Here is a 20,072-nt window from a genome sequence, read left to right on the forward strand (position 1 = left end):
CTGGGGAGCATTTGCTCCCCTTCACTTTTCTGGAGACACTTATGAAATCAGTGGTTATTCACGCTGAGGGCGACGTACGCGTTGAAGAACGTCCCATACCACAACTACAAACTGATGAAGATGTACTGGTCAAGGTGGTCAGTTCAGGGCTTTGCGGCTCAGATATTCCCCGAGTCTTCAATCATGGCGCTCACTATTATCCAATCACACTTGGGCATGAGTTCAGTGGCTATGTTGAGTCTTACGGCGCGGGCGTAACCGATCTACAACCCGGAGATGCCGTTGCCTGCGTACCGCTGCTCCCCTGCTTCCACTGTCCTCAGTGCGAGCGTGGATATTTCTCATTGTGTAAGCAATATCAGTTTGTCGGATCGCGCAGCGAAGGCGGCAATGCAGAATATGTGGTGGTAAAACGCGCCAACCTGTTCCGCCTGCCTTCAGAAATGCCGATTGATGATGGCGCATTCATTGAGCCCATTACCGTTGGCCTGCATGCTTTTCACCTCGCTCAGGGATGCGAAGGCAAAAACGTGATCATCGTTGGTGCAGGTACTATCGGTTTACTGGCAATGCAATGTGCTCGCGAACTCGGCGCAAAAAGCATCACGGCGATTGATATCAACCCGCAGAAGCTGGCGTTAGCAAAAGAACTGGGGGCAACCTATGTGTTTAACAGTCGGGAGATGAGTGCGACCGAGATCCACTCCGGTCTGGAGAACATTCAATTTGACCAACTCATCCTGGAGACTGCGGGAACCCCACAAACTGTTACTCTGTCGATCGAAATTGCCGGACCTCGCGCTCAACTGGCATTAGTCGGTACGCTGCATCACGATCTGGCGCTAGCTTCAGGTGTTTTTGGGCAAATATTGCGTAAAGAGTTAACCATCCTTGGCAGTTGGATGAACTATTCCAGCCCATGGCCTGGAGAAGAGTGGGAAACCGCTGCCCGTTTACTCACGGAGAAACGCTTACAGCTTGAGCCGTTAATTGCCCACAGTGGTGATGCCGACAGCTTTGCCAGCGCAGTCAAGTCACTCAATGGCGCGCCGATGCAGGGGAAAATTCTGCTCAAACTCTCCTGACCCAACGAGCCAGCAACCTGCGCTGGCTCACATTTACTTTCGAAATTTAGCGTTCACCTTTCGCAATCCTTCGATTAAACTAGTGGCAGTCAAATTATCAGGCAAATCAATATGAACTCATTTGAGAGAAGGAATAAAATTGTCGACCTGATTAATACGCAAGGTAGCGTACTGGTAATGGATCTTTCGAATACCTTTGGTATTTCTGAAGTAACCATTCGCGCCGACCTGCGGTTATTAGAAGAGAAGGGTCTGGTCACCCGTTTTCATGGCGGTGCGGCAAAACCAGGAAGCCATCTGGCTGAAGGTGACAATCAGGAAGTATTATTAGAAGATCGGTATCAGCTTGCCAGCGATCCCAAAAAGCGGATCGCTCAGGCTGCAACGGCAATGGTCGAGGAAGGAATGACCGTGATTCTGGATAGCGGAAGCACGACCTTACTGATCGCTGAGGCGCTAAACCGAAAAAGTAATATCACAGTTATTACCAATAGCCTGCCCGCTGCGTTTACGTTATCGGAAAACAAAGACATTACGCTGGTCGTCTGCGGCGGCACGGTGCGTCACAAAACTCATTCAATGCATGGCACTATCGCTGAACGTTCCCTTCAAGGGATAAGCGCAGACCTGATGTTCGTTGGCGCCGACGGGATTGATGCCACTAATGGTATAACGACATTCAACGAAGGCTATTCGATTAGTAGCGTGATGGCTGCTGCGGCACATAAGGTTATTGCCGTACTGGATGCAACAAAATTTAACCGACGAGGTTTTAATCAGGTACTTCCAATGGAGAAGATTAACTGCGTAATAACCGACGACAGTATCAGCAAACAGGATAAATCAGCGCTGGCCCAAACAGGGGTTGAACTGCTGGTCGTTTAAATTACCCTCCATAGCCCCCCTTTCGTCGCGCCAACGCGTTGCAGTTTGCCTTTTAGCTGCAACGCTTTCAGATAGCGTTCTACAGTTCGGGCTGAGATTTCACACTCATCAGCGATACTTTTGGCGGATCTGCCTGGCTGATTCGACAAGATTTGTAGTATGCGTTTTTCAATATCCAGTAAATCAGGCGACATTTCTTCCGACATTTCTTCCGACATTTCTTCCGACAGGGCTGGTGATTTCCCCAATCCCTCTTGCAAAGCAGAGATGATGTTTTCAAGGATAAATTCTATAAATGGCGTGCAGCTACTTTGCCGATCGCACAGCCCTAACACCAGGTAGTAACGATCCTGTTGGTAGTGGATCAGTGTCTCTACTGGTAACCACGCCAATTCCGATCGCCACTCACGGAGGATTAATGTCTGCCACAACCGGCCCATCCGTCCATTACCGTCGGCAAAAGGATGAATGAATTCAAATTCATAATGGAAAATAGCACCAGCAATCAGTGGGTGGAGCTCTGTCGTTTTTAACCAGCCCAGTAGGTCATTCATCAATCGAAGAACTTGTGACGCCGGTGGGGCCATATGGATAAGCTGTTTCTCCCTGTAAACACCGACATTGCCGGATCGCAATTGACCCGGGTTATCGACAAGCCCCATCATCAGGATTTGATGTGCCTGTAAAAGATCGGAGAGTCTTTCACTTTTCCACTCTGACATTTTTTCATAGGCCAGAATCGCATTTCTGACTTCCTGTATATCTTTAGCAGGAGCCAGAATACGTTTCCCCTCCATCAGAGCGGTGACTTGTTCCGTAGTCAACGAATTATGCTCAATCGCTAAAGAGGCCTGAATAGTGCGAATACGATTCTCTTTGCGCAAAAGAGGAGATGCCCTACCAGCCATCGCCGCCCAATTTCCCATCAACTCCCCAATTTCAATGACTTGATTGAGGATCAATGGAGTGATGACGAAAGGTGGTTGGTAGGTGCTCACTGTTACTCCCCCTGCTGTTCCAGCGCGTACTTATACAGCGCATTCTTCTTCACGCCGTGGATCTCAGCGGCCAGTGCGGCGGCCTTTTTCAGCGGCAGCTCTGCCTGCAATAAGGCCAACGTACGCAGCGCATCAGCCGGAAGGTCGTCTTCTTGCGCTTTGTGTCCTTCGACAATCAGCACCATTTCGCCTTTACGACGATTTTCATCTTCCTTGACCCACGCCAGCAGTTCGCCGACCGGCGCACCGTGAATAGTTTCCCAGGTTTTGGTCAACTCACGCGCCAACACCACGTAGCGGGATTCGCCCCAGACGGCAACCATGTCTTCCAGGCTATCCAGCAAACGGTGGGTGGATTCATAAAAAATAAGCGTACGCGGTTCAGCCTCAATGGCTTTCATCGCATCACGACGCCCTTTCGATTTGGCAGGCAGAAAACCTTCATAGCAAAAGCGGTCTGAAGGCAGACCTGCAGCGCTCAGGGCAGCAATCGCCGCGCAAGGGCCTGGCAGGGGAACAACGCGGATCCCTGCTTCGCGACAGGTCCGTACCAGATGGTAGCCAGGATCGTTAATCAGCGGCGTTCCGGCATCGGAAACCAGCGCAATGTTTTGCCCTTCTTTAAGCTTCGCCACCAGCGTTTCGGCCTTTTGTTGCTCGTTGTGATCATGTAAAGCGAACAAACGCGCGTTAATCGCGAAGTGTTGTAACAAGAGTCCTGTATGACGAGTGTCTTCAGCGGCAATCAAATCAACGGCTTGTAAAACTTCGAGCGCTCGTTGGGTAATATCAGCCAAATTTCCTATAGGAGTAGGTACAATAAAGAGTTGGCCTTGAGAATTATCCGCCGATTCGTGTTGTTTCATTGTGTCGTCCGTATTGCCGATTTAATATTGAGCATTGAGTAAAAAAATATCACTGGATACAGTATGGTACCCTCAACATTTTCTCGTTTGAAAGCCGCACGCGCGCTACCAGTCATTCTGGCTGCACTGATTTTCGCAGGCTGTGGCACCCAGGCGCCAGACCAGAGTGCAGCCCATATGCAGGGCACTGCGCAGGCTGATTCCGGCTTTTATCTGCAACAAATGCAGCAAAGCTCAGATGATAGCAAGACCAACTGGCAATTACTCGCCATTCGTGCACTGCTGAAAGAAGGCAAGAGCCAGCAGGCTTTCGAGCTGTTCAAACAGCTACCACAGAAGCTAAGCGATACCCAGCGTCGTGAGCAGTCACTGCTGGCCGTCGAAATTAAGCTCGCGCAGAAAGATGTCGCTGGCGCACAGGCCCTGCTGGATAAGCTAACCCCCGCCGATTTTGATCAAAACCAGCAGGCGAGATACTGGCAGGCGCAAATCGACGTCAACCAGGGTCGTCCATCGCTGACTTTACTGCGCGCCCTGATCGCCCAGGAACCGCTGCTGGCCGCGAACGCTAAGCAGAAAAACATGGATGCCACCTGGCAGGCGCTGTCATCCATGACCCAGGAGCAAGCGCAGACGCTGGTCATCAATGCGGATGAAAACGTGCTGCAAGGCTGGTTGGATCTCCAGCGCGTCTGGTTCGATAACCGTAACGATCCAGACATGATGAAAGCCGGTATTGCTGACTGGCAGAAACGTTATCCACAAAACCCGGGGGCAAAACTGTTGCCAACGCAGTTGGTTAACGTGCAGAGCTTTAAACCTGCTTCCACCAGCAAAATTGCTCTGCTGCTACCGCTGAACGGTCAGGCCGCTGTATTTGGCCGTACTATTCAGCAAGGCTTTGAAGCTGCGAAAAATATGGGTACTCAACCCGTAGCGGACCCTGCTGTTGCCGCGCCTGCTGCGGATACAGCGGCTGCGACGACCACGGAACAGCCGCAAACGACTGACGGTGTTGCCAGCCCGGCTCAGGCGTCAGTAAGCGATCTGACCAACGAGACGCCAGCACAGCCAGAAGCTACAGCCTCACAGCCAACAGCGCCTGCGCAGCCAACAACCGCCAGCGCACCAGCGAATCCGTCCGCGGAGCTGAAAATCTACGACACGTCATCACAGCCACTGAATCAGATCCTGACTCAGGTTCAGCAGGATGGCGCCAGCATCGTGGTTGGCCCACTGTTGAAGAACAATGTTGAAGAGCTGATGAAAAGCAACACGCCATTAAACGTCCTGGCGCTTAATCAGCCGGAGTCGGTGAAAAACCTGCCGAACGTCTGCTACTTCGCTCTGTCGCCAGAAGATGAAGCGCGCGACGCAGCACGCCACATTCGCGCTCAAGGAAAACAGACGCCGCTGTTGTTGATCCCGCGGAGTTCGTTAGGCGATCGCGTTGCCAACGCCTTTGCACAGGAGTGGCAAAAACTGGGTGGCGGCGTGGTGCTGCAGCAGAAGTTCGGCTCCACCGCTGAGCTGAAAATGGGCGTCAACGGCGGCTCGGGGATCTCCCTGACGGGCAGCCCGGTCGCCTCTTCTGTACCCGCGCAGCCTGGCGTGACGATTGGCGGTCTGACCATCCCGGCAGCACCTACCGATGCGCAAATCACCGGCGGCAGCGGTCGTGTTGATGCCGTATATATTCTGGCAACGCCGGAAGAAATTGCATTTATAAAGCCGATGATCGCCATGCGCAACGGTAGCCAGAGCGGTGCCACGCTGTACGCCAGCTCCCGTAGCGCGCAGGGAACTGCCGGCCCGGATTTCCGTCTGGAGATGGAAGGCTTGCAGTACAGCGAAATTCCGATGCTGGCAGGCGCTAACGCCCCTCTCATGCAGCAGGCGCTGGGCGCGGTTCGTAACGACTACTCGCTGGCACGTATGTACGCGATGGGCGTCGATGCCTGGTCGCTTGCCAACCACTTCTCGCAGATGCGTCAGGTGCAGGGTTTCGAAATTAACGGCAACACCGGAGCCTTAACCGCAACGCAGGATTGTGTGATTAACAGGAAGTTATCATGGCTCAAATACCAGCAAGGACAAGTCGTCCCCGCCAGTTAACGAGTAAACAGACCGGTGACGCGTGGGAATCCACCGCGCGTGACTGGCTGCAGAGCAAGGGACTGCATTTTATCGCCGCCAACGTGCATGAGCGTGGCGGCGAAATCGACCTGATAATGCGTGAAGGCAACACCACCGTATTTGTTGAGGTTCGCTATCGGCGCTCAGCCCAGTTTGGCGGTGCAGCGGCGAGTGTGACCCGGAGCAAACAACACAAATTATTACAGACTGCCCGCTTGTGGCTTGCGCGCTACAATGGAAGTTTTGATACTGTGGATTGCCGGTTCGATGTGTTAGCCTTCACCGGAAATGATGTTGAGTGGTTTAAGGACGCGTTCAACGACCGCTCATAGTTGAAGATTCAGAGCCTGGTTCTTAAGGATTAGCGTGTTAGATAGAATTAAAGTCTGCTTTACAGAAAGCATTCAAACTCAGATAGCTGCGGCTGAAGCACTTCCGGATGCGATCTCCCGTGCAGCCATGACGCTGGTTCAGTCCCTGCTCAATGGCAACAAAATTCTCTGTTGTGGTAATGGGACGTCCGCTGCCAACGCACAGCATTTTGCTGCCAGCATGATCAATCGTTTTGAAACAGAGCGCCCAAGTTTACCTGCGATTGCACTAAATACTGATAATGTGGTCTTAACTGCGATTGCCAACGATCGCCTGCACGATGAAGTTTATGCAAAACAAGTCCGTGCGCTGGGACATGCAGGTGATGTTCTGCTGGCAATCTCTACGCGTGGTAATAGCCGCGATATCGTAAAAGCCGTTGAAGCCGCCGTGACACGCGACATGACAATTGTCGCACTGACCGGGTATGACGGAGGGGAGCTGGCCGGGTTACTGGGGCCGCAGGATGTTGAAATCCGTATCCCTTCACACCACAGCGCCCGCGTTCAGGAAATGCATATGCTGACGGTCAACTGCCTTTGCGATCTCATCGATAACACGCTTTTCCCTCACCAGGATGATTAAGGAGTACACATGAAGGCATTTTCGCCGCTTGCTGTGATTATCGCTGCCCTGCTACTGCAAGGCTGTGTCGCTGCCGCCGTTGTCGGAACTGCTGCTGTCGGCACCAAAGCCGCGACGGATCCTCGCAGTGTAGGCACCCAGGTAGATGACGGAACCCTGGAATTACGCGTCAATACCGCGTTGTCGAAAGATGCCCAGATCAAGAAAGAGGCGCGTATCAACGTGAGCGCGTATCAAGGTAAAGTGCTGCTGGTCGGTCAGTCGCCAAATAGCGAACTGTCTGCGCGGGCAAAACAGATTGCGATGGGCGTAGAAGGTACTACTGAGGTCTTTAATGAGATCCGTCAGGGTAAGCCAATCGGCCTGGGCGATGCGTCTAACGATACCTGGATAACCACTAAAGTACGTTCCCAGTTGCTGACCAGCGATCAGGTGAAATCCTCTAACGTGAAAGTCACCACCGAAAACGGGGAAGTGTTCCTGTTGGGTCTGGTAACTGAACGTGAAGCGAAGGCTGCGGCAGACATCGCCAGCCGGGTAAGCGGCGTGAAACGCGTCACGACGGCTTTTACGTTTATTAAGTAAGACTGCTACAAATGCCGGATGGGGACGCCAGAGCGTCCTCTCCGGCATTTTATTTGGCTCTTTCGCGCAGTTCGGAAGAGGTCAGGATCGAAACGCCTTCATGTCCAGGCGCCAGTGCCTCCGCCAGCATAGCCCGGGCTACATCACGCGCCTCAATCGACTTCCAGTTCCCCGGCAGCAGCCGAAATAACGGCGCTAAAAACCTCTCATTCGCCCGCTGTTTATCCCGTTCTCCGAGTAACATTGAAGGCCGAACAATCGTCAGCCGCGGCCAATTTTGCGCGATCAGCGCCTGCTCCATTTCCCCTTTCACCCGGTTATAAAAAAACGGTGAATTGGCATTGGCCCCCATCGAACTGACCACCAGCATATGCTGAGCGCCCAACCGACGCCCCGTCAGGGCCGTGTCCACCACCAGAGTATAGTCAGCATGGATAAACGCTTCTTTGCTACCCGCTTCACGCCGGGTGGTTCCCAGACAACAAAAGACAATATCTACCGGATCGGTGACCTGCGCCAGCGCATCGGTTAGCTGCGGATCATAGGGATTATAGACGCCAGCCGTATCAGCCAGCGGTCGACGTGTCGGCGCCGTGATGGCATTGACCCGGGGTTCATTGAGCAGCATACGCAGCAAATTTCCGCCTACCAGCCCCGTTGCGCCTGTTATTAACACCTGACTCATCGCTAATCTTCCCCTGACTCTTTAATCACTCTATTAACTATAGATCACGTTGCCAGTGCATTTTTTTGCCAAAGCCCAGCGTGTTGTCCGTGAATTTGACTTCATCCAGTCGAATCTCCCATACGGGCGCAGGCAGCATTCTGGCAACCGGGAAACGGCGGTTGTAGGCGTTACGCGCGGCTTCACTCTCCTGCCCTTCAAGACGCCGGATTTCCCCTTTAAACTGTACGCCACGAATCAGGGCGACCGTTTTGGGCTGACCATTTACCGTGCCGGCAATCGCCGCGCGCGGCCCGGACATCTGCGCATGGCGCGTTTTCTCTTCGGTCAGCACATAAAACACCATCTTCTGCGCATCAAACAGGTAAAACGCATTGGCGCACCATAATTCACCGTCATGATGTACACACCAGGTCACGACGTGCTGCTTTGCCAGCCAGCGGGTCACCGCAGTCAGTGTTTCCATTTCTGTTCTCTTTTATACTGTAGGCCTGAAAATTATCACGTCGATGGTGACAATGACACCCTGGTATCTGTACCTGATCCGTACTGCGGACAACGCCTTATACACCGGAATAACCACCGATGTGCAGCGCCGCTATAAGCAGCATCAAAGTGGGAAAGGCGCGAAGGCGCTGCGCGGAAAGGGGGAACTCACGTTGGCATTTGCGGCTCAGGTCGGCGACCGTTCGCTGGCCCTGCGCTTAGAATATCGCGTCAAACAGCTTACAAAGCGGCAGAAAGAGCGCCTTGTTGAAGGCGAAGGGCTTGAGGCACTACTGAGCAGCCTGCAAACCCCCGGCGCTTAAAAACGATTGAAGTAGTCGTGGTATTCCACAAGGCCCGTCACACCCTCCAGCGCATCTTCCGCCAGGCGATGAACCTGGAACGCGCTTTCGGTGCCCGGCCAGCGGCAACGTAGGTCATGATGGGCAGCCAGCTCAAAACCAAAGCGGCTGTACAGCGCCGGATCGCCCAGCGTAACCACCGCGGCGTAACCAAACTCGTTCAGGGAATCGAGTCCTTCATAGACCAGCTGACGCGCCAGGCCCTGCCCACGGTAGTTTTCATCCACCGCGAGCGGCGCCATGCCGACCCATTGCAGGTCTTCGCCCTGGACATCGACAGGGCTGAACGCGACGTAACCCACTACCTGACCTTCGTCATCGGTAGCAACCAGACCCAGCGTTATGAAACCGTCTTCACGCAGGTCGTGCACTAATTTGGCTTCCGCATCGCTCTCAAATGAACGACGCAGCAATGCATCAATACCTGGGGCATCAATGGGAATTTCAACTCGAATCAGCATGGCTCACCTACCGAAGTCTGTTTGGTTTCTGGCGACGTTTTCATTCCCGCCTCAACAAAATCCGCCAACTGCATCAGCATGACGCGCAACGCTTTAGGCATCTGATCCAGTTCGATGGCGTCCATCAGATTTTTAACATACAGCCCTAATTCTGTATCACCTTCAATCACCAGGCGACGCTGGAAGAACAGCGTATCCGGATCCTGCTTACGCGCCGCGATCATCAGGAGATCGCTGGCATCCGCGCTAAAACTCACATCCGCCTCTGCATTCTGGCTGACGATAAGTTTATCGTTCTCAACAGAGGTATACCATTTAAGGCCAATGTCACGCACATGAATGCTCAGCCAGCGACCGTCGAGAAACTCCAGCTCCCCATCGGCCAGCGCCTGACTAAACTGCCAGCTCAGGACCTGCTCCAGAACCTGGCGCTTCAGCGCAAAGGGCGTCAGTTTAACCGGTACACTCATCAGAGAAGGACCAAAATGTACTAAGCGTGAACGCAGTTTATCCAACACGAGCTTTACTCCCTGTTTCAATTATCCTGCTATTTTGCCATATCAAATAAACGACATAGCGGCATAAATCAACAATTCGCTACGAAATTGTTGCCTCTTATTGGTATCACCAATACGACTTTAACTGCCTCAAATCAAAAATTGTCTCAGCAAGGTTAACTAAAATCCCTCTTCGTTAACATTTCTGCGCCCTTTACGGCGCAACGTTCAGGATAAATTATGGAGCTGCTCTGCCCTGCCGGAAACCTCCCGGCGCTTAAGGCGGCCATTGAGAACGGCGCTGATGCGGTCTACATCGGGCTGAAAGATGATACCAACGCCCGTCATTTCGCCGGCCTTAATTTTACCGAGAAAAAATTGCAGGAAGCGGTGAGTTTTGTCCATCAGCACCGCCGTAAGCTGCACATCGCGATTAACACCTTTGCGCATCCGGATGGTTACGCGCGCTGGCAACGTGCCGTAGATATGGCGGCGCAACTGGGTGCGGATGCGCTGATCCTCGCCGACCTCGCCATGCTTGAGTATGCCGCAGAGCGCTACCCGCATATTGAGCGTCATGTCTCTGTTCAGGCATCTGCAACCAATGAAGAGGCGATTAATTTCTATCATCGCAACTTTGATGTCGCCCGCGTGGTACTGCCGCGCGTACTGTCTATTCACCAGGTGAAGCAGCTCGCTCGCGTCACGCCAGTTCCCCTGGAAGTGTTCGCCTTTGGCAGTCTGTGCATTATGGCGGAAGGCCGCTGCTATCTTTCATCCTATCTGACGGGCGAGTCTCCTAATACGGTTGGCGCCTGCTCCCCTGCCCGTTTTGTTCGCTGGCAGCAGACCCAACAAGGGCTGGAATCCCGTCTTAATGAAGTGCTGATCGACCGTTATCAGGACGGAGAAAACGCCGGTTATCCGACACTGTGTAAAGGCCGCTATCTGGTTGATGGCGAGCGCTATCATGCGCTGGAAGAACCCACCAGCCTGAATACGCTGGAGCTGCTGCCAGAACTGCTGGCGGCCAATATTGCCTCGGTGAAAATCGAAGGGCGTCAGCGTAGCCCGGCCTACGTCAGCCAGGTGGCGAAAGTGTGGCGCCAGGCGATCGACCGCTGTATGGCCGACCCGCAAAACTACGCCCCACAGGCCGCGTGGATGGAAACGCTCGGTTCAATGTCCGAAGGCACGCAGACCACGCTTGGCGCGTATCACCGTAAATGGCAGTGAGAGAAGCAATGAAATATTCCTTAGGGCCGGTGCTGTGGTACTGGCCGAAAGAAACGCTGGAAGATTTTTATCAGCAGGCCGCCACCAGCCAGGCCGACGTTATCTACCTTGGCGAAGCGGTGTGCAGTAAACGCCGCGCCACCAAAGTAGGCGACTGGATCGATATGGCGAAATCGCTCGCTGGCAGCGGTAAACAGGTGGTGCTGTCAACGCTGGCGCTGGTGCAGGCCTCCTCTGAGCTGGGAGAACTGAAACGCTATGTCGAAAACGGCGACTTCCTGCTGGAAGCCAGCGATCTCGGCGTGGTAAACATGTGCGCCGAGCGTAAGCTGCCGTTTGTCGCCGGGCATGCGCTCAACTGCTACAACGCGGTAACCCTGCGTTTGCTGCTCAGGCAGGGCATGGTGCGCTGGTGTATGCCGGTAGAACTGTCCCGTGACTGGCTGGTCAATCTGCTTAACCAGTGTGAAGAGCTGGGTATTCGCAATCAGTTTGAAGTAGAGGTACTGAGCTACGGGCATCTGCCGCTGGCGTACTCTGCCCGCTGCTTTACCGCACGCTCTGAAGACCGTCCAAAAGACGAGTGTGAAACCTGCTGCATCAAATACCCGAATGGGCGCGATGTGCTGTCGCAGGAGAATCAGCAGGTCTTTGTCCTCAACGGCATCCAGACTATGAGCGGCTATGTTTACAACCTCGGCAACGAGCTGACATCGATGCAGGGTCTGGTTGATATTGTGCGTCTGTCCCCTTCAGGCAGCGACACGTTCGCTATGCTCGATGCCTTCCGCGCCAATGAAAATGGCACTGCCCCATTACCGCTTGCTGCCCACAGCGACTGCAACGGCTACTGGAAGCGACTGGCAGGTCTTGAACTACAGTCGTGATTAATAGCTCACTTTGTTAACAACATTCGCTAATCTTTAATGCAGTATTAAAAGATTAACCGGTAACAAAGTGAGCCGTTATGACTGACAAAACTATTCCGTTCTCGGTGCTGGATCTGGCGCCGATCCCTGAAGGATCTTCGGCAAAAGAGGCCTTCACACACTCGCTTGATCTCGCTCGACTGGCCGAAAAGCGCGGCTACCACCGCTACTGGCTGGCAGAACATCACAACATGACCGGCATCGCCAGCGCGGCGACCTCTGTGCTGATTGGCTATCTGGCGGCCAATACCACCACGCTGCATCTTGGTTCTGGCGGCGTTATGCTGCCCAACCATTCGCCGCTGGTGATCGCCGAGCAGTTCGGTACCCTGAATACGCTGTATCCGGGACGAATCGATCTCGGGCTTGGCCGCGCGCCGGGTAGCGACCAACCGACCATGCGCGCGTTGCGCCGCCATATGAGTGGTGATATCGATAACTTCCCGCGCGACGTAGCTGAACTGGTGGACTGGTTCGACGCCCGCGATCCAAATCCTCATGTACGCCCGGTTCCCGGCTACGGCGAGCAGATCCCGGTCTGGTTATTAGGCTCCAGCCTGTACAGCGCACAGCTGGCAGCCCAGCTCGGCCTGCCATTTGCCTTCGCCTCGCACTTTGCTCCGGATATGTTGCATCAGGCGCTGCATCTGTATCGCACCCAGTTCAAGCCCTCAGCGCGGCTGGCAAAGCCGTATGCGATGGTGTGCATCAACATCATTGCCGCCGACAGCAACCGCGATGCCGAATTTCTTTTCACCTCAATGCAGCAGGCGTTTGTGAAACTGCGTCGTGGCGAAACCGGCCAGCTACCGCCACCGGTAGAGAATATGCATCAGCTGTGGTCCGCTTCCGAGCAGTACGGCGTACAACAGGCTCTGAGCATGTCGCTGGTTGGTGATAAAGCGAAAGTGCGACACGGTCTCGACGCCATTTTGCGTGAAACCCAGGCCGATGAAATTATGGTTAACGGCCAGATTTTTGATCATCAGGCACGGCTACATTCGTTTGACCTGGCGATGCAGGTGAAAGAAGAGTTGGTGGGGTAATCGTTGTTTTGCCCGGTGGCATTTGGCTTACCGGGCCTACGAGATCGTATAGGCCGGATAAGGCGCAACCGCCATCCGGCACTAAAAGGTTACTGGTACACAGGCAACAAATTCACGCTCGACAGAATATGGATAACCGCGTTGCCGATACCGAATACCAGGATCAGCGCAATCATCGGCTTGCCGCCCCAGACACGGAATTTCGGGCTGCCGAAACGCTCGCGGGATTTACGGGCCAGCAGCGCCGGAACAATGGCGGCCCAGATGGTCGCGGCAAGCCCTGCATAGCCAATGGCGTACAGGAAACCGTTCGGCCACAGCAGGCCACCGACAATCGGCGGGACAAACGTCAGCAATGCCGTTTTAAAACGTCCCATTGCCGAGTCATCAAAGCCAAACAGATCCGCCAAATAGTCAAACAGACCGAGCGTGACCCCGAGGAATGAACTCGCCACCGCAAAGTTGGAGAACACCACCAGCAGCAGATCCAGACTGCGGCTGTTCAGCACGCCGCTCAGCGCCTGTACCAGCACATCAATGTTACCGCCCTGCTGCGCAATACCGATAAATTCCGGACGCGGGATGTTACCCATCGTCCCCAGCAACCATACGGTATACAGCACCAGCGCCAGCAGCGTGCCGTACACCAGGCACTTAACGATGGTCTTCGGATCTTTGCCGTAGTACTTCATCAGGCTCGGGACGTTGCCGTGATAGCCGAATGAGGCCAGGCAGAACGGTAACGTCATCAGCAGGTACGGCGTATACGAAGCGTTGCTCTGCGCCACGTTAAACAGCGTAGTGGGCGTAACATGCCCCAGCAGACTGCCGAAGGTCAGGAAAAAAGTAATCACCTTCGCGCCCAGCACAATCGCCGTCATGCGGCTAACCGCTTTGGTGCTTAACCACACCACGAACGCCACCAGCAGCGCAAAACCAAGACCTGCCGCACGCGCCGGAACGTTCAGCGACATCTCCGAGAAGGTGTGATGCAGGATCGAACCGCTCGCCGAGATATACGCATAGGTAAGGATATAGAGAACGAAAGCAATCGAGATGCCGTTCACAACGTTCCAGCCTTTGCCCAGCAGATCTTTCGTGATGGTGTCAAAGCTGGAACCAATGCGGTAATTGAGGTTAGCTTCAAGGATCATCAGCCCGGAGTGCAGCATACAAAACCAGGTGAAGATCAGCGCCGCCATTGACCAGAAGAACCACGCCCCGGACATGACCACTGGCAGAGAAAACATCCCCGCGCCAATAATGGTGCCGCCGATGATCACCACGCCGCCAAGCAGCGAAGGTGACGTTTGGGTGGTGGTTAGTGTTGCCATTTAGCCATCTCTCCAGTCATTTATATTGTGACTACATTTCAATGTGCTGCACTGTACCAGTACACGAGTACAAATGAAATAAAAAAAGCCCCGATTGTTGAGATCGGGGCTGTATATTTTACTTTACGGTATTAAACCGTAATTTCGCATGGATTACGCATCACCACCGAAACGACGACGACCAGCGGAATCATCACGACGCGGAGCAGAAGAATCTTCACGACGCGGACCGCGGTTGCCTTCACGACGTTCGCCGCTGAAACGACGACCTTCGCTACGACCGCCTTCACGACGCTCGCCGCTGAAACCACGACCTTCGCCACGACCGCCTTCACGACGCTCACCGCTGAAACGGCCACCGCCACGACGCTCACCACCGGTGTGCGGAACTGCATCGCCAATCAGCTGCATGTTCATCGGCTTGTTCAGGATGCGAGTACGGGTAAAGTGCTGCAGCACGTCGCCCGGCATACCTTTCGGCAGCTCGATGGTTGAGTGGGAAGCAAACAGCTTGATGTTACCGATGTAACGGCTGCTGATATCGCCTTCGTTAGCAATCGCACCAACGATATGACGGACTTCAACACCGTCATCACGGCCCACTTCAATGCGGTACAGCTGCATATCGCCAACGTCACGACGTTCACGACGCGGACGGTCTTCACCACCACGGTCATTACGGTCACCACGCGGGCCACGATCGTTGCGGTCACGCGGACCACGATCGTCACGGTCGCGGAATTCGCGTTTCGGACGCATCGGCGCATCTGGCGGCAGGATCAGCGGACGTTCGCCCTGAGCCATTTTCAGCAGTGCGGCTGCCAGCGTTTCGATATCCAGTTCTTCTTCCGGCTGCATTTTCGCCAGCAGAGCACGGTACTGATCCAGATCGCTGCTTTCCAGCTGCTGCTGTACTTTAGCGGCGAATTTTTCCAGACGGCGTTTGCCCAGCAGGTCTGCGTTCGGCAGTTCTACTTCCGGAATAGTCAGCTTCATGGTGCGTTCGATGTTACGCAGCAGACGACGCTCACGGTTCTCAACGAACAGCAGCGCGCGACCCGCACGGCCCGCACGACCAGTACGGCCGATACGGTGAACGTAAGACTCGGAATCCATCGGGATGTCGTAGTTAACAACCAGGCTGATACGCTCAACGTCCAGGCCACGGGCCGCAACGTCGGTAGCAATCAGAATATCCAGACGGCCATCTTTCAGACGCTCCAGAGTCTGCTCACGCAGGGACTGGTTCATGTCGCCGTTCAGTGCAGCGCTGCTATAACCGCTACGCTCCAGCGCTTCTGCCACTTCCAGGGTCGCATTTTTGGTACGAACGAAGATAATCGCCGCATCAAAGTCTTCTGCTTCCAGGAAACGCACCAGCGCTTCATTTTTACGCATGCCCCAGACGGTCCAGTAGCTCTGGCTGATGTCAGGACGGGTAGTTACGCTGGACTGAATGCGTACTTCCTGCGGCTCTTTCATAAAGCGGCGGGTAATACGACGAATCGCTTCCGGCATAGTCGCGGAGAACAGAGCGGTCTGATGACCTTCCGGGATCTGCGCCATGATGGTTTCAACGTCTTCGATGAAGCCCATACGCAGCATTTCATCAGCTTCGTCCAGTACCAGACCGCTCAGTTTGGAGAGGTCCAGAGTACCGCGCTTCAGGTGATCCAGCAGACGGCCCGGCGTACCGACAACGATCTGTGGTCCCTGACGCAGGGCACGTAATTGCACGTCATAACGCTGGCCGCCGTACAGGGCAACCACGTTCACGCCGCGCATGTGTTTAGAAAAATCCGTCATGGCTTCTGCAACCTGAACCGCCAGTTCGCGGGTCGGTGCCAGCACCAGAATCTGAGGTGCCTTCAGCTCAGGATCAAGATTGTTGAGCAGCGGTAAAGAGAACGCTGCAGTTTTGCCGCTACCCGTCTGGGCCATACCCAGAACATCGCGGCCGCCCAGCAGATGCGGAATGCACTCTGCCTGGATTGGAGATGGTTTTTCGTAACCCAGATCGGTAAGGGCTTCAAGGATAGGAGCCTTCAGGCCCAGATCTGCAAAAGTGGTTTCGAATTCAGCCATGTAGTACGTGTGCCTCAAAATTAATGGCGGCCAGTCTACATAACTCATCATGAAATTGATCTGCAATTTTCATTGAAAAGTGTGAACCGGCTCAAAGTAGGTGTATTAACGAACAACAACGCCCTCACCCGTGAAGGTGATGGCAATCAAAAAAGATTACGGGCTGATGTGTACGTCAGCTATTGCTGGTCCGATTCTGCCAGGTCATCTTGGTCCTGGCCCAGGAGCGATAATTCCAACAATGCGTATCGGTGCTCAACAAAGTTATGAACGTTGTTAGCCACCGCCAGTTTGAACAATGCCGTAGCGTTGTCCAAATCCCCCAGACTTAGGTAGTACTTACCTAAATAGAAGTTGGTTTCACTGAGATGCTCAGCGAGCGAGGTGTTATCCGTTGCGTCCGCCTTTAGGCGTTCCATCAGCGTTGCTTCGCTAATGTTGCCCAGGTAGAACTCGACAATGTTCCATCCCCATTGCTCTTTATCCGATTTCTCAAAGCGTTGCTTTAACGCTTCTTTAGCCTGCTTCTCATCGAGCTTCTGCTCGGCGAGATAAAGCCACAGACTACGGAAAGGATCATTGGGATCGTCTTGATAAAACGCTAGCAGATCATCTTGCGCTAACTTGTCGCGACCGCCGTAATACAATGCGATACCGCGATTTAAGTGCGCGTAGTTGTAAGTTGGATCAAGCTCAAGTACAGAATCAAACGCTTCATAGGCAGCATCAAAATTGCCTGCCTGCGTTAAATATATACCTAAGTAATTGAATACTTCAGGCATATCTGGTCGGATTGCCAGCGCTTGTGAAAAATCATTTCGCGCCAGTGCCCTCAGACCGAGACTATCATACAACACTCCGCGCTCATATAAAAGCTGTGCGCGTTCGTCATCGGTTAAAGCCCGACTGGCAAGAATTTGTTCCATACGTGCCAGAATCACTTCCTGCTGCAAAGTCGGTTGCAATGGTACTGCGAGGACTTCACTCTTACGCCAGGCGGAATTACTGCATCCAGCCAGCGTGAGTGCTGTCGCAACGAAACACCAGCGCAAAAAAGGCTTCATTTCCCACTCCCGAAGACAACGATTGAATGAACGTCCAGGTTCCCCGGTTGCTAACAAGGCGTCCTGCCGGGTTAAAAGCCCTCCGCTTTCACGGAGGGCAATGGCAACCTTACTCGCCCTGGCTTGCCGGAGCTTCCGGTTCGCCTGCAGGCTGAGACTGCTCAGTTGCTTCTTTAATGCTCAGACGTACACGGCCCTGGCGATCAACTTCCAGAACTTTGACCGGTACTTCCTGGCCCATCTGCAGGTAATCGGTCACTTTCTCAACGCGTTTGTCAGCGATCTGAGAGATGTGTACCAGACCTTCTTTACCGCCACCAATGGCAACGAATGCGCCAAAGTCAACGATACGGGTCACTTTACCATTGTAGATACGGCCTACTTCGATCTCTGCGGTGATCTCTTCGATACGACGGATAGCATATTTCGCTTTCTCGCCGTCGGTCGCAGCAATCTTCACAGTACCATCATCTTCAATTTCAATGGTGGTGCCGGTTTCTTCGGTCAGAGCACGGATAACAGAACCGCCTTTACCGATAACGTCTTTGATCTTGTCCGGGCTGATCTTGATGGTGTGGATACGCGGAGCGAACTGAGAAATGTCACCACGCGGTGCGTTGATCGCTTGTTCCATCACACCCAGGATGTGCAGACGCGCACCTTTAGCCTGGTTCAGAGCAACCTGCATGATCTCTTTGGTGATACCTTCAATTTTGATATCCATCTGCAGTGCAGAGATACCGTCGCGGGAACCCGCCACTTTGAAGTCCATATCGCCCAGGTGGTCTTCGTCGCCCAGGATGTCAGACAGAACAACAAAGTTGTCGCCTTCTTTCACCAGACCCATCGCGATACCCGCAACGGCAGCTTTGATCGGCACGCCTGCGTCCATCAGCGCCAGAGAGGCACCACATACGGAAGCCATGGAAGAAGAACCGTTAGATTCGGTGATTTCCGAAACCACACGTACGGTGTACGGGAATTTATCCAGTTCCGGCATCACTGCCAGTACGCCACGCTTCGCCAGACGACCGTGACCAATCTCACGACGCTTCGGAGAACCGACCATACCGGTTTCACCTACGCAGTACGGAGGGAAGTTGTAGTGGAACAGGAAGTTGTCAGTACGCTCGCCCATCAGCTCGTCAAGGTTCTGCGCATCACGAGTGGTGCCCAGGGTCGCAGTAACCAGCGCCTGAGTTTCACCACGGGTGAACAGTGCGGAACCGTGGGTACGCGGCAGCACGCCAGTACGCACGTCCAGACCACGGATCATGTCTTTTTCACGACCATCGATACGCGGCTCGCCTGCCAGTACGCGGCTGCGAACAACATTTTTCTCGATAGCGTGCAGGATTTCACCCAGTTCGTTAGCGTCCAGGGTTTCGTCTTCAGCCACCAGAGTCGCGATGGTTTCAGATTTGATCACGTCAACCTGAGCGTAACGCTCTTGTTTGTCGGTGATACGGTAAGCATCGCTCAGACGAGCTTCTGCCAGTGCTGCAACGCGTGCGTTCAGCGCTTCGTTGACGGCTTCTGGCTGCCAGTCCCAACGCGGTTTGCCAGCTTCTTTCGCCAGCTCGTTGATAGCCTGAATAACAACCTGCTGCTGTTCGTGGCCGAATACTACAGCGCCCAGCATCTGGTCTTCGCTCAGCAGTTCAGCTTCGGATTCAACCATCAGTACGGCAGCTTCAGTACCAGCAACAACCAGGTCCAGCTTGCTTTCTTTCAGTTCGTCCTGAGTCGGGTTCAGTACGTACTGGTCATTGATGTAACCAACACGTGCAGCACCGATCGGGCCGTTGAATGGGATGCCAGACAGAGTCAGCGCAGCAGATGCACCAATCATTGCCACGATATCCGGGTTAACCTGCGGGTTAACGGAAACAACGGTCGCGATAACCTGAACTTCGTTAACGAAGCCTTCCGGGAACAGCGGGCGAACCGGGCGGTCAATCAGACGCGCGATCAAAGTTTCGCCTTCACTCGGACGGCCTTCACGACGGAAGAAGCTACCCGGGATACGGCCAGCAGCGTAGGTACGCTCCTGATAGTTAACGGTCAGTGGGAAAAAGTCCTGGCCTGGTTTCGCTTTTTTCTGGCCAACAACGGTAACGAATACCGCAGTGTCATCCATGCTAACCATAACAGCGGCAGTCGCCTGACGCGCCATCATGCCGGTTTCCAGCGTAACGGTATGCTGACCGTACTGGAATTTACGAACGATCGGATTAAGCAAATTAATATCCTTTCTCTATTTTTTGACGGCACATTTTTGCGCCATCGTTAATACCCGATCTTCTGCGCATCCTCGCGACTAATGACAACCCTAACCCATAAGCATGAGTAAAGCCTCTCATTAGCCGCGCGAA

General features: G+C 53.8%; 20 protein-coding genes and 1 pseudogene. 10 read left to right on the forward strand and 11 right to left on the reverse strand.

Annotation, left to right across the window (positions count from 1 at the left end):
- The first annotated feature begins 41 nt into the window (after positions 1–41).
- Both gatD and WC7_RS05010 read left to right on the forward strand, forming a co-directional pair.
- Positions 42–1,085, forward strand: coding sequence for a galactitol-1-phosphate 5-dehydrogenase (gene gatD, locus WC7_RS05015; protein ID WP_016154649.1), 1,044 nt, complete (start codon positions 42–44; stop codon positions 1,083–1,085).
- A 111-nt stretch (positions 1,086–1,196) separates the two neighbouring features.
- Complete coding sequence (locus WC7_RS05010; RefSeq protein ID WP_016154650.1) at positions 1,197–1,970, forward strand: DeoR/GlpR family DNA-binding transcription regulator; 774 nt, start codon at positions 1,197–1,199, stop codon at positions 1,968–1,970.
- Here WC7_RS05010 and WC7_RS05005 read toward each other — a convergent pair.
- Together WC7_RS05005 and rsmI are read right to left on the reverse strand one after the other, a co-directional pair.
- On the reverse strand, positions 1,967–2,968 hold the full coding sequence (locus tag WC7_RS05005) for a Fic family protein (RefSeq protein WP_016154651.1): 1,002 nt from the start codon (positions 2,966–2,968) through the stop codon (positions 1,967–1,969). The genes WC7_RS05010 and WC7_RS05005 overlap by 4 nt on opposite strands.
- A 2-nt stretch (positions 2,969–2,970) precedes the next feature.
- Positions 2,971–3,834 carry a 16S rRNA (cytidine(1402)-2'-O)-methyltransferase gene (gene rsmI, locus WC7_RS05000; protein WP_016154652.1) on the reverse strand — a complete coding sequence of 288 codons (864 nt, stop codon included), beginning with the start codon at positions 3,832–3,834 and terminating at the stop codon, positions 2,971–2,973.
- A gap of 63 nt (positions 3,835–3,897) precedes the next feature.
- Between rsmI and WC7_RS04995 the strand changes: the two genes are divergently transcribed.
- From WC7_RS04995 to dolP, 4 genes are read left to right on the forward strand one after another with little or no spacing between them, the layout of a single operon-like run.
- Positions 3,898–5,949, forward strand: a complete 2,052-nt coding sequence (locus WC7_RS04995; protein WP_016154653.1) for a penicillin-binding protein activator — start codon at positions 3,898–3,900, stop codon at positions 5,947–5,949.
- A complete protein-coding gene (locus WC7_RS04990; protein ID WP_016154654.1) occupies positions 5,907–6,302 on the forward strand; it encodes a YraN family protein in 396 nt (131 codons plus the stop codon). The genes WC7_RS04995 and WC7_RS04990 overlap by 43 nt, the downstream gene beginning before the upstream one ends.
- A gap of 34 nt (positions 6,303–6,336) precedes the next feature.
- Positions 6,337–6,927, forward strand: coding sequence for a DnaA initiator-associating protein DiaA (gene diaA / locus WC7_RS04985; protein WP_003024948.1), 591 nt, complete (start codon positions 6,337–6,339; stop codon positions 6,925–6,927).
- 9 nt (positions 6,928–6,936) lie between these two features.
- The gene (dolP, locus tag WC7_RS04980) at positions 6,937–7,512 is read left to right on the forward strand and encodes a division/outer membrane stress-associated lipid-binding lipoprotein (RefSeq protein ID WP_016154655.1); all 576 of its coding nucleotides are present in this window, start codon (positions 6,937–6,939) and stop codon (positions 7,510–7,512) included.
- Between the two features lie 49 nt (positions 7,513–7,561).
- Here dolP and WC7_RS04975 read toward each other — a convergent pair whose 3' ends face one another.
- Positions 7,562–8,197 carry an NAD(P)H-binding protein gene (locus WC7_RS04975; RefSeq protein WP_016154656.1) on the reverse strand — a complete coding sequence of 212 codons (636 nt, stop codon included), beginning with the start codon at positions 8,195–8,197 and terminating at the stop codon, positions 7,562–7,564.
- A gap of 37 nt (positions 8,198–8,234) precedes the next feature.
- On the reverse strand, positions 8,235–8,663 hold the full coding sequence (locus WC7_RS04970; protein WP_016154657.1) for a YhbP family protein: 429 nt from the start codon (positions 8,661–8,663) through the stop codon (positions 8,235–8,237).
- A 43-nt stretch (positions 8,664–8,706) separates the two neighbouring features.
- Between WC7_RS04970 and WC7_RS04965 the strand changes: the two are divergent.
- Positions 8,707–9,016, forward strand: a pseudogene (locus WC7_RS04965) (GIY-YIG nuclease family protein).
- Here the strand turns inward: WC7_RS04965 and WC7_RS04960 are convergent.
- Together WC7_RS04960 and WC7_RS04955 are read right to left on the reverse strand one after the other, a co-directional pair.
- Positions 9,003–9,506, reverse strand: coding sequence for a GNAT family N-acetyltransferase (locus WC7_RS04960; RefSeq protein ID WP_016154659.1), 504 nt, complete (start codon positions 9,504–9,506; stop codon positions 9,003–9,005). The pseudogene WC7_RS04965 and the gene WC7_RS04960 overlap by 14 nt on opposite strands.
- Entirely contained in the window at positions 9,500–10,024 is a 525-nt protein-coding gene (locus WC7_RS04955) for a ubiquinone anaerobic biosynthesis accessory factor UbiT (RefSeq protein WP_016154660.1), read from the reverse strand. The genes WC7_RS04960 and WC7_RS04955 overlap by 7 nt, the downstream gene beginning before the upstream one ends.
- Before the next feature lie 219 nt (positions 10,025–10,243).
- Between WC7_RS04955 and WC7_RS04950 the strand changes: the two genes are divergently transcribed.
- The 3 genes from WC7_RS04950 to WC7_RS04940 all read left to right on the forward strand — a co-directional run bounded on the left by WC7_RS04950 (position 10,244) and on the right by WC7_RS04940 (position 13,214).
- Entirely contained in the window at positions 10,244–11,239 is a 996-nt protein-coding gene (locus tag WC7_RS04950) for a ubiquinone anaerobic biosynthesis protein UbiU (RefSeq protein WP_016154661.1), read from the forward strand.
- Between the two features lie 8 nt (positions 11,240–11,247).
- Positions 11,248–12,126 carry a U32 family peptidase gene (locus WC7_RS04945; RefSeq protein ID WP_016154662.1) on the forward strand — a complete coding sequence of 293 codons (879 nt, stop codon included), beginning with the start codon at positions 11,248–11,250 and terminating at the stop codon, positions 12,124–12,126.
- A gap of 80 nt (positions 12,127–12,206) precedes the next feature.
- Positions 12,207–13,214, forward strand: a complete 1,008-nt coding sequence (locus WC7_RS04940) for a luciferase-like monooxygenase (RefSeq protein ID WP_016154663.1) — start codon at positions 12,207–12,209, stop codon at positions 13,212–13,214.
- Between the two features lie 89 nt (positions 13,215–13,303).
- Here the strand turns inward: WC7_RS04940 and mtr are convergent, their stop codons facing one another.
- From mtr to pnp, 5 genes are all read right to left on the reverse strand, one after another.
- Positions 13,304–14,548 carry a tryptophan permease gene (gene mtr / locus WC7_RS04935; protein WP_016154664.1) on the reverse strand — a complete coding sequence of 415 codons (1,245 nt, stop codon included), beginning with the start codon at positions 14,546–14,548 and terminating at the stop codon, positions 13,304–13,306.
- A gap of 153 nt (positions 14,549–14,701) precedes the next feature.
- Positions 14,702–16,633, reverse strand: a complete 1,932-nt coding sequence (locus tag WC7_RS04930; RefSeq protein ID WP_016154665.1) for a DEAD/DEAH family ATP-dependent RNA helicase — start codon at positions 16,631–16,633, stop codon at positions 14,702–14,704.
- On the reverse strand, positions 16,626–16,706 hold the full coding sequence (gene yrbN / locus WC7_RS26855; protein ID WP_010723222.1) for a protein YrbN: 81 nt from the start codon (positions 16,704–16,706) through the stop codon (positions 16,626–16,628). The genes WC7_RS04930 and yrbN overlap by 8 nt, the downstream gene beginning before the upstream one ends.
- A 106-nt stretch (positions 16,707–16,812) precedes the next feature.
- Positions 16,813–17,697, reverse strand: coding sequence for a lipoprotein NlpI (gene nlpI / locus WC7_RS04925; protein ID WP_003024982.1), 885 nt, complete (start codon positions 17,695–17,697; stop codon positions 16,813–16,815).
- A gap of 109 nt (positions 17,698–17,806) precedes the next feature.
- On the reverse strand, positions 17,807–19,939 hold the full coding sequence (pnp, locus tag WC7_RS04920) for a polyribonucleotide nucleotidyltransferase (protein ID WP_008785911.1): 2,133 nt from the start codon (positions 19,937–19,939) through the stop codon (positions 17,807–17,809).
- Positions 19,940–20,072: the final 133 nt, after the last annotated feature.

This window comes from Citrobacter sp. KTE151, assembly GCF_000398845.1.
Lineage (GTDB): Bacteria > Pseudomonadota > Gammaproteobacteria > Enterobacterales > Enterobacteriaceae > Citrobacter > Citrobacter braakii.

What these genes read in the sequence shown, in the direction of transcription:
- gatD (WP_016154649.1), top strand. Translation starts at nt 42, where the DNA reads ATGAAATCAGTGGTTATTCACGCTGAGGGCGACGTACGCGTTGAAGAA.
- WC7_RS05010 (WP_016154650.1), top strand. Translation starts at nt 1,197, where the DNA reads ATGAACTCATTTGAGAGAAGGAATAAAATTGTCGACCTGATTAATACG.
- rsmI (WP_016154652.1), bottom strand. Translation starts at nt 3,834, where the DNA reads ATGAAACAACACGAATCGGCGGATAATTCTCAAGGCCAACTCTTTATT.
- WC7_RS04995 (WP_016154653.1), top strand. Translation starts at nt 3,898, where the DNA reads ATGGTACCCTCAACATTTTCTCGTTTGAAAGCCGCACGCGCGCTACCA.
- WC7_RS04990 (WP_016154654.1), top strand. Translation starts at nt 5,907, where the DNA reads ATGGCTCAAATACCAGCAAGGACAAGTCGTCCCCGCCAGTTAACGAGT.
- dolP (WP_016154655.1), top strand. Translation starts at nt 6,937, where the DNA reads ATGAAGGCATTTTCGCCGCTTGCTGTGATTATCGCTGCCCTGCTACTG.
- WC7_RS04975 (WP_016154656.1), bottom strand. Translation starts at nt 8,197, where the DNA reads ATGAGTCAGGTGTTAATAACAGGCGCAACGGGGCTGGTAGGCGGAAAT.
- WC7_RS04970 (WP_016154657.1), bottom strand. Translation starts at nt 8,663, where the DNA reads ATGGAAACACTGACTGCGGTGACCCGCTGGCTGGCAAAGCAGCACGTC.
- WC7_RS04960 (WP_016154659.1), bottom strand. Translation starts at nt 9,506, where the DNA reads ATGCTGATTCGAGTTGAAATTCCCATTGATGCCCCAGGTATTGATGCA.
- WC7_RS04950 (WP_016154661.1), top strand. Translation starts at nt 10,244, where the DNA reads ATGGAGCTGCTCTGCCCTGCCGGAAACCTCCCGGCGCTTAAGGCGGCC.
- WC7_RS04945 (WP_016154662.1), top strand. Translation starts at nt 11,248, where the DNA reads ATGAAATATTCCTTAGGGCCGGTGCTGTGGTACTGGCCGAAAGAAACG.
- WC7_RS04940 (WP_016154663.1), top strand. Translation starts at nt 12,207, where the DNA reads ATGACTGACAAAACTATTCCGTTCTCGGTGCTGGATCTGGCGCCGATC.
- mtr (WP_016154664.1), bottom strand. Translation starts at nt 14,548, where the DNA reads ATGGCAACACTAACCACCACCCAAACGTCACCTTCGCTGCTTGGCGGC.
- WC7_RS04930 (WP_016154665.1), bottom strand. Translation starts at nt 16,633, where the DNA reads ATGGCTGAATTCGAAACCACTTTTGCAGATCTGGGCCTGAAGGCTCCT.
- yrbN (WP_010723222.1), bottom strand. Translation starts at nt 16,706, where the DNA reads ATGAAAATTGCAGATCAATTTCATGATGAGTTATGTAGACTGGCCGCC.
- nlpI (WP_003024982.1), bottom strand. Translation starts at nt 17,697, where the DNA reads ATGAAGCCTTTTTTGCGCTGGTGTTTCGTTGCGACAGCACTCACGCTG.